We start from the raw sequence: 12,108 nt of genomic DNA, 5'->3' as shown, positions 1-12,108 counted from the left end.
CGAGACTCGGTGAGTCGTGTGTCACAACCTGGGCGGACTCGTGTCCGAGTTATGCAATCTTATATTGCAATAACAACCGTCCGCGCTGGCAATCATCGGGTTGCAGATAGGCCGATTGCCGATTGCAGGCCGCGAGCTTCGGAAAGGTTGGCGCCGACGGTGGCCGTGCCCGTCAGATCCGCGCCGTCAAGTGTCGCGCCAGAGAAATTCGCGCCGCCAAGCCGCGCGCCTCGCAAATTGGCTCGCGCCAGATTGGCGTCGCGGAAGTTCGCGTGCTCGAGACTGTTCATGCTGAGATTGGCTTCCGTCAGATTGGCGCGGCTGAAGTTCGCTGCGGCGAGGCTCGCCATCGGCGTGATCAGAACCTCTTCGCGCGGATCGCGCGGGCCGAATGTCGCCGACGTCAGATCAGCGTCGCTGAAATCGACAGAATCGAACCGGCCGTTCAGATGCGCGGCAACCAGACGTGCGTTTCGGAACGACAGGATTGGCGCGCGAGGCGTCGCCATATCGACAAAGACATTCGGCCTTAAAATACTGGCGCCGGAGAGATCGGCGCGCGATAAATCCGTTCCGATCAGCGTGGCGCGATCGAGGCGCGCGGCTTTGAGGCTCGCGCCGGAGAGATCGGCTCCCGTCAGATCCGCACCATAGAAATTGACGCCGTCGAGCTTGGCTTTCTTGAAATTGAGGCCGCTCAGATCGAGGTCAGAAAGATCCTTGTTCGAGAGATTGGGCGGTTGGCCCGAGGGTGTGGCAAACAGAAGGGCCGTGACCTGTCGCGCGGTCATATCGGCGGCGCGCGCAGCAGCCGGAACCGCGCAGCAGAGGATCATCCACAATATTGCTTTGCGCCCAACCAACATTCGTCCTCCGCCGAGCAAAAAAACGTCCGACGCCCAAGCGACGGATCATATAATGGCCTGAAGTTTCACGTACCAGCTACTAACCGAATTCCGAGGATTTGAATGGCACCGCAACCTCCTGGGCCACCTCCACAGTTTCCCGGCTCTAGGGGGGACTACGTTCGTGCGCCGCTCGGTTCCGGTCCGCGCCGGCGGCCGCCCCCTCCGCCGCCGCCCCGACGCAACGGCCTCCTGCTTGGCATCGTCTATTTCTTCCTCTTCGTGCTTCTCGTTGGCGGCGCGGGCGTCGCCTATCTCGCGTTTAATCCGCCGAGCGACTTCATCCGGCAGCGGATCGCCGACGAAGTTCGCTCGCGCACCGGGCGCGAACTCGTAATGGCCGGACCGGCGTCTTTCACGTTCTATCCTGCGGTCGGCATCTCGCTCAAAGACGTGTCGTTGTCGGGACCGCCGGGCATGGACGGCAAGCTCGCGCAGATGCAGGCGCTGGACGTCAGCATCAACGCGTCGGCGCTGTTATCCCGTCGCGCGGAGATTCAGTCGCTCGTGCTCAGAAATCCGACGTTCGATTTCCGCATCGACAAGGACGGGCGCAAGAACTGGCGATTTGCGTCAGGCCCAGAGCCCGTGCGCTATGCCGAGCTTCAGGCACAAGGTACGCGCGCCGACGTCGCGCCGTTCGTGATGGCTGCGGCGGACGCTGCACCTGCTGCGCAGAGCGGCATCGCAATTCATGATCTGAAGCTCGATGACGTGAGGATCGAAGGCGGCACGTTCCGCTTCACTGACGAACGCAGCGGCAGAACCGAGCAGGTGCATGGCGTCAACGCGAAGCTCGGGCTTCCGTCACTCAGCAAGCCGTTGACGGCGACGGGCCAGTTCGCCTGGCACGATAAGCTGCTCAATTTCGACGGTTCCGTTTCCGACGTCGGCAATTTCAAGCTGCAGCAACCGGCGCATCTCAAGTTCAAAGCGAAGAACGATGTGCTGGCGGCATCCTACGACGGTAGCGTGACGCTCGACGAAGGCGTCGCGCTTGAAGGTCAGGTCAACGCGCAATCAGACTCTGCACGCGCGCTCGCGCAATGGTTCGGTACGCGGCTGCCTCCGGTTTCCGGATTCGGGCCGCTGTCGATCCAGGGCACGTTGAAAACGAGCAGCAATGTCACCGATTTCCAGAATGCGCAGTTCGGCCTCGACGGCGCGGTCGCGAAGGGAACGATCCGTGTCACGACTGGCGGCGTCCGGCCGTTCGTCGAGGCGGATCTCGCGATCTCCGAACTCGATCTCAACCATTATCTCACAAGCGCCGTCACCGGCGTGCTCGCGACGGAAAGTGCGGGCGAGCCGGATCGCGCGCCCGCATCAGCGCCTCCGGCTAACGCAAACTCGGGTGGCAGCGCAAAGCAGCCAGACGAGATCGAGAAGCTTCTGAACGCGCCCGCTCAGAATCCGGGTGCGAAAGTTTACGGCGCCGTCCAGCGCGCCGGGTGGTCGAGCGAAAAGCTCAATCTGACGCTGCTCAACGTCGCCGACGGCAACATTCGCGCGAGCGCCGGGAAAATCCATTTCAAGAACATGACGCTCGGGCGTTCGTCGGTGGCGATCGCCGTGAAGGACGCCGCGATGCGAGCCGACTTCAACGATGTCGAGTTGTACCAGGGGCGCGGCAAAGGCAGGGTGACACTCGACGGTTCGACGGGTTCGGCCAATCTTGCCGCGAACGTCAACCTGCAAGGCGTTTCGGCGCTGCCGTTCCTGCGGGATGCGGCGAATTTCGAGTGGCTATCCGGCAAGGCCAACGTGGCGCTGAACCTCACCGCGAACGGGCAGAGCCAATTGCAGCTCGTCGAAAACTTGAACGGCAACGCCGCGTTCCGGTTCGCCGATGGCGCGGTCGTCGGCTTCAATCTGCCGGGCGCGCTGCACGGCCTCGCGAACGGCGATTTCTCGGGGCTGAAGAAGTCGCCGTCCGAGAAGACCGACTTCAGTGCGCTCGCGGCCTCGTTCACCGTCGTGAACGGCGTGGCGCAAAATCAGGATTTGCAGCTTCTGAGCCCGCTGCTGCGCGTTTCCGGCGCGGGGATCATCCACATGCCGGAGCGGACGGTCGATTATACCGTTAAGCCCAAGCTCGTGGCGTCTCTCGTAGGCCAGGACGGCAACGCCACGGAGACCGGGATCGAAGTGCCGGTGAGAATCTCGGGCTCGTGGGATCGGCCGAGCTACCGGCCCGACCTTAAGGGCGTGCTTTCCGATCCCGGCAAGGCGGTCGACACGATCAAAGAGCTTGGCAAGAAGTACAAAGGCAAAAGCGTCAACGAGATCGCCGACGATCTGCTCGGCAAGGACGATGGCGACGCTTCCGGCGACAAAGCCAGCACCAAGAAGGCGGCGAAGAATTTGCTGAATAAGCTTTTCGGTAAACAGCAAGAGTAACGACGTCATTTTTGTCGCGATTCTGACGTCAAAAACGGACGCTTCGCCCGTTAAAACGACGCGCGCGGCCAATTGCAAAACATTCGGTTAAGCTCCTGGACCTCCACGACGAAAAAAAATCCGGCATGGGGCAAAAAAAATCTTGCGCAGGGGGGGCATAGGCCTCATATGCACGCTCTCTCGTCTGTCCACCTGCCAACATGGTCGAGGTTTTCCAGAACCAATGAGGTAAGGAGCGGGCGAGTCAAACCTGTCTACTGGTTGGGGAGGGTCATATGGCCTTTAATGACACCCTCTTCCAATTGGGGATGGACTTGACTCGTTCAAGCACCGCCCAAAAGGAAGATCACTCGCGCGCTGAGTTCAACGCGGAAGTGCAGGACTCGATTTCGAGTCCGATCGTCGATCGAAGCGTACACACTGCAGGGACTACGATCTTTATCGATCTCCATGGCGCCAAGCGCCTCGACGACATCAAGTCGGCCGAGCGTGCGACGAAGCGTGCCGTCGAGACCCTGGGCCTCAAGCTCAAGAGTCTCCACCTTGACCGCGTCGCCGGTGGCGGCGTGTCGGGTGTCGCGCTCCTGAGTTCCGGGCACCTCTCTCTGCAGGCATGCTCGCGGACGGGCTTTGCGGCCGTCGACGCGCGTGGATGTGCGGGCGTAAAGCCGGAAGTGGCTTTGCTCGCTCTCGCGGACGCCTTCGGGGCGCGCGAGGCCGTCATCCAGCGCAAGCGGGCGCAGGCAGACCTCGACGTGCCGGCATTGCGCGTGATCGCGAAAGCGCCGCGCAAGACCCAGCGTCAGCGGGCCCAGGCGAAAGCGGCTTAAGAAAGCGACTCTTAATGTTTGCACCGGGCGACTCTCCTTGCGGGGAGCCGGCCGCCCGGCGCGGGTAAGTGTCGTTGCGCTGAGCTGCTCCCCTTGCGGGGAGTTGGCCGCACGCGCGAAGCTGCTTCGACTTTCTTCGTACCAGTGACAGGCGCCGCGATCAGGGTCCTCTGATCGCGGCTTTCGTGCTGTCTGCGCCAAAGCAGAATCGCGAGTGCTCGTTCGCGACTAAAGCGGCTCGCTGAGGCGGGCGGCGTCCTTGGCGGGTTCGGCGGCTTTCATCGCTTCGGTCGGCAGGAGCGAGGCGCCAGCCGATTTCGAAAGCCGCATGAAGATCAGGACCGACGACGCCGAGATCGCGGCGATGAGCAGAAAGACCGGCGGAAAGTGCGAAACTTCGATGGCGTTGCCGCCTTCGACCTTCTGCACGAGTTCCAATCCGATGGCCGCGATGGTGACGCCGACCGAGCCCGAGAGATTCTGGCAAACAGCGGCGAAGCTCGTCGCGCGGCTTAGAAGCTCGGGCGGGATATCGGCGTAGGCGAGCGTGTTGAGGCTCGTGAACTGCAGCGAGCGCGACAATCCCCCGGCGAGAAACAGCAGAATGATCATCAGCGCCGGCGTGTCGATCGTGAACACGGCGGGTAGCAGCGCGAACAGGCTCGAGACGACAGCATTGATGAGCAGCACGCGGCGAAAGCCGAAGCGCCCGAGGATCGTCGCCACCTGCGTTTTCATGAACAGCGCGCCGACGCCCGTCGCGAACGTCAGCATGCCGGATTGAAATGCGGTGAGGCCAAATCCCGCCTGGAACAGCAGCGGCAGCAGGAACGGTCCGGCGCCGAGTCCGACGCGGAACAGAAAGCCTCCGATGACGCCAGCACGATAGGTCGGGATCTTCAGCAGATTGAGGTCGATGAGCGGTTCGGGAACGCGCATCGCGTGCCAGACGTAGGCCGCCAGCAGCGCCGCTCCAAGCAACGTGATGACGCCGATTGTTTGCGGCGTCGCCAGGCCGACGCCCATCAGCGTGACACCGGTGAGGAATAGCGACAGGCCGGGTCCGATCAGCAGGAAGCCGCGCAGATCGAAGCTCGAGGGCGCGTCCTCGCGCACGTCGGGAATGAAGCGCGTGATCAGTGCGAGGCCCAGAAGCGCGACGGGAATGTTGATCCAGAAAATCCAGCGCCAGTTGAAATACGTCGTGATGAAGCCGCCGAGCGGTGGCCCGACGACGGGGCCGACGAGCGCGGGTATCGAAAGCCATGCAATCGCGCCGATGATTTCCGCGCGCGGGATTGTTCGGAGCACGATCAGGCGGCCGACCGGGGTCATCATGGCGCCGCCCATGCCTTGCAGCACACGCGCGGCGACGAGGGTCACGAGGCCGGTCGAGAGCGCGCAGGCGATGGAGCCGATGGCAAAAACGACCATCGCGGCACGAAAGACGTTCTTGGCGCCGAAGCGGTCCGCCATCCATCCCGATGCCGGAATGAAAACGGCCAACGCCAACAGGTATGTCGTCAGCGCGAGCTTGAGGTTAATGGGATTGACGCTGAGGTCTTTCGCGATCGCGGGTAGCGAGGTCGCGAGCACGGTCGCGTCCATGTTCTCCATGAACAGCGCCGTGGCGACGATCAGCGGAATAAGGTTGCGGCGCAGAAGTTCGGTCATCGGGGCTCTCTAACACGCTTACAAACGCCCGTGGGCCCGCATTCCGGCGACATGGCAGCCGTGCTCCAGGGTGCGGCAAAAACCGCTGGAATGCTGCCGGATAGTCCGTCGTTACCCGGTTGAGTGGTGCGTCGACACCCGAGAAAAGCTATTTCGCTGACGTGGGCTCGTCAGAAGTCCGCCGACTACGAACAAAGCAACAACACCTCCCGGTTTGTGCTGGATGAAGGTCCGCGGAACCCGAGCGGGGGAACACCCTGGGAAACGCCAACATGCGCATCAACAAAGTCGTTTCGGCTGATGAAGCCATTGCACGTATCCGCCCGGGTGATGTCATCGCGACAACCGGCTTTGTCCAGAGCTGCATCCCGGAATCGTTGCATGCCGCGCTTGAACGGCGCTTCGTCGAAACGGGCGCGCCGCGCGACCTGACGCTCATCATGTGCGCGGGCGCGGGCGACAGCAAAGGTCTCGGCACCGGACGACTGCATCACGAAGGTTTGCTGAAGCGCGTGATCGCCGCCAACTTCGGACGCATGCCGAAGGTCGCCGCCGCCGCGCAGGAAGACAAGATTCAAGGGTATAATCTTCCGCAGGGCGTGATTTCCAAACTCTACCGGAGCTGCGCATCGGGAAGCCCGGGCCTCTTCACCAAAGTCGGTTTGCACACCTACGTCGATCCGCGTCTCGGCGGCGGCAAGGTGAACTCGGTGACGAAGGAAGACCTCGTCCGGCTCGTCGAGGTCGAAGGCAAGGAGTGGCTGTTCTACAAGGCCACGCCGATCAACGTCGCGCTCATCCGCGCGACGAGCGCCGATCCCAACGGCAATCTCAGCATGGAAAAGGAAGCGCTGACGCTCGACGTGCTGGCGCAGGCGATGGCCGCGCACAACAACGGCGGCGTCGTGATCGCGCAGGTCGAGCGTCTGGTGGCCGATGGCTCGATCAAGCCCAAAGACGTGAAAGTTCCGGGCATTCTCGTCGACTGCGTCGTCGTCGCTGAAACGCCCGAGCTGCACCGCATGAACTACGGCGTGATGTACGATCCTTCGCTCGCAGGCGAAGTGCGCGTGACGGTCGATAATCTGCCGACAATGAACCTCGACGAACGCAAGATCATCGCGCGTCGCGCTTCGTTCGAACTGCCGCCGAATGGCGTCATCAATCTCGGCGTCGGTGCGCCGGACGGCGTTGCGAACGTCGCGAACGAAGAGAAAGTCACGCCTTATCTCGTCATGACGACGGAAGCGGGCGCAGTCGGTGGCGTGCTGGCGGGCGGATCGAGCTTCGGCTCGTCGGCCAACGCGCATTCAATTCTCGATCAGAACCAGATGTTTGACTTCTACCACGGTGGCGGTCTCGACCTGACCTGCCTCGGCATGGCGGAATGCGACAGCATGGGCAACGTCAACACCAGCAAGTTCGGCGGACGGCTGAACGGCTGCGGCGGCTTCATCGACATTTCGCAGAACGCGCGCGCGGTCGTGTTCGCGGGCACGTTCACGGCGGGCGGTCTCGAGATCGCGATCGAAGACGGCAAGCTGCGGATCGTCAAAGAGGGGCGCGCTCGCAAGTTCGTCAACCAGGTCGAGCAGGTGACGTTCTCGGGCAAATATGCGGCGCAGAAATCGCAGCCGGTGATCTACGTGACGGAACGCTGCGTGTTCCAGCTGACCGACCACGGCCTCGAATTGATCGAAGTCGCGCCGGGCATCGACATCGAGCGCGATATTCTTCCGCACATGGCGTTCAAGCCGCACATCCACAATCCGATCCCGATGAATCCCGCGATCTTCCGCGACGGGCCGATGGATCTGCTTTCCGATCTTCTCAATCAGAAACTCGGTGAGCGCATTTCCTACGATGCTGAGCGCAACGTTCTTTCTGTCGACCTCAGCGCGTGGAGCGTGCGCAAGAAGAGCGACATTACCGATCTTCAGAAGGCGATCGCTGGGGCGTGCGAAAAGGCCGGCAAGCGCGTCAACACGCTGATCAACCAGGACAGCTGCCGGATCGCGGAGGACCTCTACGACGATTACGCGAACATGGTCGCGCAACTGTCGAAAGCCTATTACGCGCGAACGGCACGCTATGCGACGAGCGCGCTGACCCGGCAGAAGCTGCAGGATGCTCTGCGGCGGCGCGGGTTGCAGACACGCGTCTATGAAAGCGCCAAGGAAGCTGCCGCTTCTCTCGAAGAAGCGACGGCGGCGGAATAAGTCAGCGACGCGCCGCCGCTTCGTCGTTCACCAAAGCGCGAATACTTCGCATCAAATCGAAGCTTTGGCGGCGCATGAACGGCAAACCAAGAACGGGAGCCCCGCTTACATAAGCGATCGGCTCCTGTATCTTGCTGCTCCGTTCAGCGGGGGTCGCTCTATGATCTGTCCAAAAACAAACACCTTGATGTTGCTAAGCGCTGCGGTTGCCGTCTTGGCGCTTACGATACCCGGGACGTGCGATGCCGACGGCGCCGCTACTCCGTCGCCCCCGGCGTGGACCGTTCCCGACATCGACAAGCTGCCTGACGACGCCTCGGGAAAACTGGTTCGGTACGGCCGCGATCTCGTCAGCAAAACCTCGTCGCTGATAGGTCCGGAAGTCGCGGACGCCGAGAAGCGCTTCGCGGGAAACAACCTCGATTGTCAGAGTTGCCATATCAGCGCCGGGACGCAAAAGTTCGCGCTCCCGCTCGTCGGCGTCTACGCGAATTTTCCGGCGTATGCGGCGCGGATCGGGCGCGTCGAAACGATCGAAGAGCGCGTTCAAAACTGCATGGAGCGCAGTATGAACGGCAAGCCGCTGCCGCCTGAAGGCCCGGAAATGACGGCGCTCGTTGCGTATCTGAAATTTCTATCGTCCGGGCATCCGGCCGGAGGCGCGATCGACGGGCGTGGCAGCGGGCAAATGTCGGAATTGGATCGCGCGGCGGACCCCGACAAGGGAAAGAAAGTCTACGCCACGACGTGCGCGGCCTGTCACGGCAACAATGGCGAAGGTCAGCGCAACGGCAAAGCTGGGGACGCCAAGGGCTATATGTTTCCGCCGCTCTGGGGCGCCGACAGTTTCAACGACGGCGCGGGCATGCACCGTTTGATCGAGTCGGCGAATTTCGTTCACAGCAACATGCCGGCCGGCACGACATGGAATGAACCGGCGCTTTCGCCCAGCGACGCCTGGGACGTTGCCGCGTACATGAACGCGCAACCGCGACCGAAACTGCCGGACCTCAGTCGCGATTATCCGGACAAACTGGAAAAGCCGGTCGACGCGCCCTACGGGCCTTATGCCGACGGCTTTTCGATCGAGCAGCACAAGCTCGGGCCGTTCGCGCCGATCAAAGCTGCCGCTGCGGCACTCAAAAGCAAGGCGCGCCGCTAATTTCGGCAGCTACTCGCGCGTCATGCCTTTGGCGGCGAGTTCTTCGAGGTATTTGCCCCAGCGCTCGTCTTTCTCGCGGCCGAGCAGATGCAGATAACCCCAGGTGTAGAGCCCTGAGTTATGGCCATCGTCGAAGGCAATGCGGACGGCGTAGTTGCCGACCGGCGTCAAGCCCGTGATCTTGACGTGCTTCTTTTTCGGCACGGTGATGCGCTGCGACGGCGAATGGCCCTGCACTTCGGCCGATGGGCTAACGACACGCAAGAATTCCGCCGATAGCTCGAACGTGCGCCCATCAGGGAATGCCGCCTTCAGCATTTTTCCGCCGTCTGCGATTTCGAGATGCGGCGGCGGCGTGAGCGTTCCCTTGGCGCGCTCGACTTCGCTCCAGACCTGACCGGCGATATCACGGAAGAGCTGCGCGTATTTGCTCTCGGGCTCGGCGACCGTGACCGGCTTGCCGGCGTCCGACGCCTCGCGGATTTCCATGCGCAGAGGTACTTCGCCCAGGAACGGAACGCCGAGCTTCCGCGCTTCGTCGCGCGCGCCGCCGTGTCCGAAGATGTCGGAACGTTCGCCGCATTTCGGGCAGAGGAAGTAGCTCATGTTCTCGACGATGCCGAGGATCGGAACTTCGACGCGCTTGAACATCGCGATGCCTTTGCGGGCATCGATCAGGGCCAGGTCCTGCGGCGTCGAGACGATGACAGCACCCGATAGCGGCACGCCTTGCGAAATCGACAACTGGATGTCGCCTGTGCCGGGCGGCATGTCGATGATCAGCGCGTCGAGCTCGCCGCCGTCCCCTCCCCACTCGGTTTCGCGCAGCATCTGGCTCAATGCGGAGACGACCATCGGGCCGCGCCACACGACCGGCGTGTCTTCGTCGACGAGGAAGCCCATCGACATGACTTTGACGCCCCAGCCTTCGAGCGGCTTGATGACCTTGTCGTGCGCGACCTGCGGCTTGCCGGAGACGCCGAGCAGACGTGGCTGCGACGGGCCATAGATATCGGCGTCGATGATGCCGACCTTCAAGCCGATCGCTTGCAGGCCGAGCGCGAGGTTGACGGCGATCGTCGATTTGCCGACGCCGCCCTTGCCGGAGGCGACCGCGATGATCTGCTTAACGCCGGGGACAGCCTGCGCCTTGACGCCCTGACCGGCGGCCGCTGCGGCGGCTGCCTGGCGCGGTCCCGAACCGTCGCCGGTGGCGCCCTTGGCCCGCGCCGCCTGCACGCGCGGGTGCTCGGCACGGCCAATCGGCAGAACCGTCCGTTTCGGCGCTGGCGAGCCTTCGGTCGCCTCTGCCGTCAGAACGGCGGTGACGCCCTGAATGCCCTTGAGTTCGGCGACAACTGCCTCGGCCGCGAGGCGCAACTGCTCCAATTCGTGGGCGCGCGCTGCCGGAACGGTAATCGAAAAATAGGCGCGATTGTCCTTGATCAGGATTTCGGAGACGAGGCCGAGATCGACGATGTTGCTGGTCAGGTCGGGGCCTTTCACCCGGCGAAGTGCTGTCAGCACCTCGGCTTTTTCAATCGCCATGTGGGGAGTCTCCTGGGCGCAGCGAAACGCAGCGCGAAGCGGTCCTGTTTGGAACCGGTATAAATCGATGCGGGAGAGGATGGAAGCGACACGCACGCGGCCAATGGGCCGGGTCATTTGCCGGCGCGCAACTTGCGAGGCGCGGGAGGAATGCTAAAGCGTCGTCCATGACGCAACGCGATCGCATTCTCGGAGTGATCCTCGCAGGCGGGAAGTCGCGCCGCTTCGGTGGCGGCGATAAGGGCTTGGCCGAGCTTGGCGGCAGAAGCGTGCTCGATCACGTCATCGCGCGTTTTCGTCCGCAGGTCGGGCGGCTTGCCCTCAGCATCAACGGCGATCCGCAGCGCTTCGCGCGTTTCGATCTCCCAACCATCGCCGACCAGAAAAACGCCGAGCTTGGACCGCTGAGCGGGCTGCTCGCGGCGCTCGATTGGCAAAGTCAGCATGCGCACGATTGCACGGCGCTCGCGACGGTTTCGACCGACGTGCCGTTCCTGCCGCTCGATCTCGTTCAGAGGCTCGATGCCGGGCGCAACGGCGGCATCGCGGTTGCGACGTCGGCGGATCAGCGACATCCGACGATTGCGATCTGGCCGGTGAATTCGAGGGCTGCGATCGCTGATGCACTGCAACAACGTCGGCTCAGCGTCAACGCGCTGACGAAACAGCTGAACGCGGTTGCGGTGCCGTTCGCGATGCGCGACATTGACGGCATGGCGTTGGACCCGTTTCTCAACGTCAACACACCGGACGATCTCGCCGCTGCACGCGCGTTCGCCGGCAAAGCATAAAAATGACGGAGCAGGAAACACGCATGGCCTCACATTTTCAGTCCGCATCTCCTGCGCTGCCGCTCTTCGGAGTCGCCGGCTGGTCGAACTCCGGCAAGACGACCTTGATCGAAAAGCTGGCCCGGCACTTTGCGGGCAAGGGCCTGCGCGTGGCAACGATCAAGCACACGCATCACAAGTTCGACATCGATGCGCCGGGAAGCGACACGCAGCGGCATCGCGCTGCCGGAGCGGCTGAGACGGCGATCGTTTCCGGCTCGCGCGTCGCGATCATCGAGGAGATCGAAGCCGCCGGAGAGCCGGCGCTCGAAGCCGTGGCGGCAAGGCTGAAGCCCGCCGATATCATTTTGGTCGAAGGCTACAAGTCGGCCGCCATCCCGAAGATCGAAGTGCGGCGAGCGGCCGTCGCGCCGGAAAAGCTGCTTGCGGCGTCCGACGCACTCGTTCTCGCCATTGCGTCAGACTACGAAGTCGATGGGCAAGGGAAACCCGTTTTTAACCTCGATGACATTGCCGGCATCGCCGGACTCATCGAGAAAAAACTGGGTCTCAGCGAGCATATGCGCCAGAGAGCCTGAC

The 12,108-nt window shown here is 62.6% G+C and carries 9 protein-coding genes; 6 read left to right on the top strand and 3 right to left on the bottom strand.

From position 1 onward, the window contains the following. Nucleotides 1–92: 92 nt before the first annotated feature. On the bottom strand, nucleotides 93–866 hold the full coding sequence (locus HYPGJ_RS14580) for a pentapeptide repeat-containing protein (RefSeq protein ID WP_046847776.1): 774 nt from the start codon (nucleotides 864–866) through the stop codon (nucleotides 93–95). Nucleotides 867–968: 102 nt separating this feature from the next. Here HYPGJ_RS14580 and HYPGJ_RS14575 point away from each other — a divergent pair, with 102 nt between their 5' ends. Together HYPGJ_RS14575 and HYPGJ_RS14570 are read left to right on the top strand one after the other, a co-directional pair. Further along, nucleotides 969–3,305 carry an AsmA family protein gene (locus HYPGJ_RS14575; RefSeq protein ID WP_046847775.1) on the top strand — a complete coding sequence of 779 codons (2,337 nt, stop codon included), beginning with the start codon at nucleotides 969–971 and terminating at the stop codon, nucleotides 3,303–3,305. A gap of 308 nt (nucleotides 3,306–3,613) precedes the next feature. Continuing rightward, complete coding sequence (locus tag HYPGJ_RS14570) at nucleotides 3,614–4,135, top strand: S-adenosylmethionine decarboxylase (RefSeq protein WP_244466256.1); 522 nt, start codon at nucleotides 3,614–3,616, stop codon at nucleotides 4,133–4,135. A gap of 228 nt (nucleotides 4,136–4,363) precedes the next feature. On the opposite strand, the gene HYPGJ_RS14565 is transcribed toward HYPGJ_RS14570, so the two are convergent. Then, complete coding sequence (locus HYPGJ_RS14565; RefSeq protein WP_046847774.1) at nucleotides 4,364–5,809, bottom strand: DHA2 family efflux MFS transporter permease subunit; 1,446 nt, start codon at nucleotides 5,807–5,809, stop codon at nucleotides 4,364–4,366. Between the two features lie 272 nt (nucleotides 5,810–6,081). On the opposite strand from HYPGJ_RS14565, the gene HYPGJ_RS14560 reads away from it, so the two are divergent. Next, nucleotides 6,082–8,028 (top strand): malonate decarboxylase subunit alpha, encoded by a 1,947-nt coding sequence (locus tag HYPGJ_RS14560; protein WP_046847773.1) that lies wholly within the window; start codon nucleotides 6,082–6,084, stop codon nucleotides 8,026–8,028. Between the two features lie 187 nt (nucleotides 8,029–8,215). Further along, nucleotides 8,216–9,190, top strand: coding sequence for a c-type cytochrome (locus tag HYPGJ_RS14555; protein ID WP_244466173.1), 975 nt, complete (start codon nucleotides 8,216–8,218; stop codon nucleotides 9,188–9,190). Between the two features lie 9 nt (nucleotides 9,191–9,199). Here HYPGJ_RS14555 and HYPGJ_RS14550 read toward each other — a convergent pair whose 3' ends face one another. After that, nucleotides 9,200–10,738, bottom strand: a complete 1,539-nt coding sequence (locus tag HYPGJ_RS14550) for a P-loop NTPase (RefSeq protein WP_046847772.1) — start codon at nucleotides 10,736–10,738, stop codon at nucleotides 9,200–9,202. Between the two features lie 167 nt (nucleotides 10,739–10,905). On the opposite strand from HYPGJ_RS14550, the gene mobA reads away from it, so the two are divergent. Both mobA and mobB read left to right on the top strand, forming a co-directional pair. Further along, nucleotides 10,906–11,529 (top strand): molybdenum cofactor guanylyltransferase MobA, encoded by a 624-nt coding sequence (mobA, locus tag HYPGJ_RS14545; protein WP_046847771.1) that lies wholly within the window; start codon nucleotides 10,906–10,908, stop codon nucleotides 11,527–11,529. A 23-nt stretch (nucleotides 11,530–11,552) separates the two neighbouring features. Continuing rightward, a complete protein-coding gene (gene mobB, locus HYPGJ_RS14540) occupies nucleotides 11,553–12,107 on the top strand; it encodes a molybdopterin-guanine dinucleotide biosynthesis protein B (protein WP_046848441.1) in 555 nt (184 codons plus the stop codon). Nucleotide 12,108 lies beyond the last annotated feature (1 nt).

This window comes from Hyphomicrobium sp. GJ21 (assembly GCF_001006785.1).
GTDB lineage: Bacteria > Pseudomonadota > Alphaproteobacteria > Rhizobiales > Hyphomicrobiaceae > Hyphomicrobium_B.
This window is presented reverse-complemented; position numbering and strand designations above follow the sequence as displayed.

Coding starts and splice junctions, on each gene's coding strand:
- HYPGJ_RS14550 (WP_046847772.1), bottom strand. CDS start 10,738: ATGGCGATTGAAAAAGCCGAGGTGCTGACAGCACTTCGCCGGGTGAAA.
- mobA (WP_046847771.1), top strand. CDS start 10,906: ATGACGCAACGCGATCGCATTCTCGGAGTGATCCTCGCAGGCGGGAAG.
- HYPGJ_RS14570 (WP_244466256.1), top strand. CDS start 3,614: ATGGACTTGACTCGTTCAAGCACCGCCCAAAAGGAAGATCACTCGCGC.
- HYPGJ_RS14580 (WP_046847776.1), bottom strand. CDS start 866: ATGTTGGTTGGGCGCAAAGCAATATTGTGGATGATCCTCTGCTGCGCG.
- HYPGJ_RS14565 (WP_046847774.1), bottom strand. CDS start 5,809: ATGACCGAACTTCTGCGCCGCAACCTTATTCCGCTGATCGTCGCCACG.
- HYPGJ_RS14555 (WP_244466173.1), top strand. CDS start 8,216: ATGTTGCTAAGCGCTGCGGTTGCCGTCTTGGCGCTTACGATACCCGGG.
- HYPGJ_RS14575 (WP_046847775.1), top strand. CDS start 969: ATGGCACCGCAACCTCCTGGGCCACCTCCACAGTTTCCCGGCTCTAGG.
- HYPGJ_RS14560 (WP_046847773.1), top strand. CDS start 6,082: ATGCGCATCAACAAAGTCGTTTCGGCTGATGAAGCCATTGCACGTATC.
- mobB (WP_046848441.1), top strand. CDS start 11,553: ATGGCCTCACATTTTCAGTCCGCATCTCCTGCGCTGCCGCTCTTCGGA.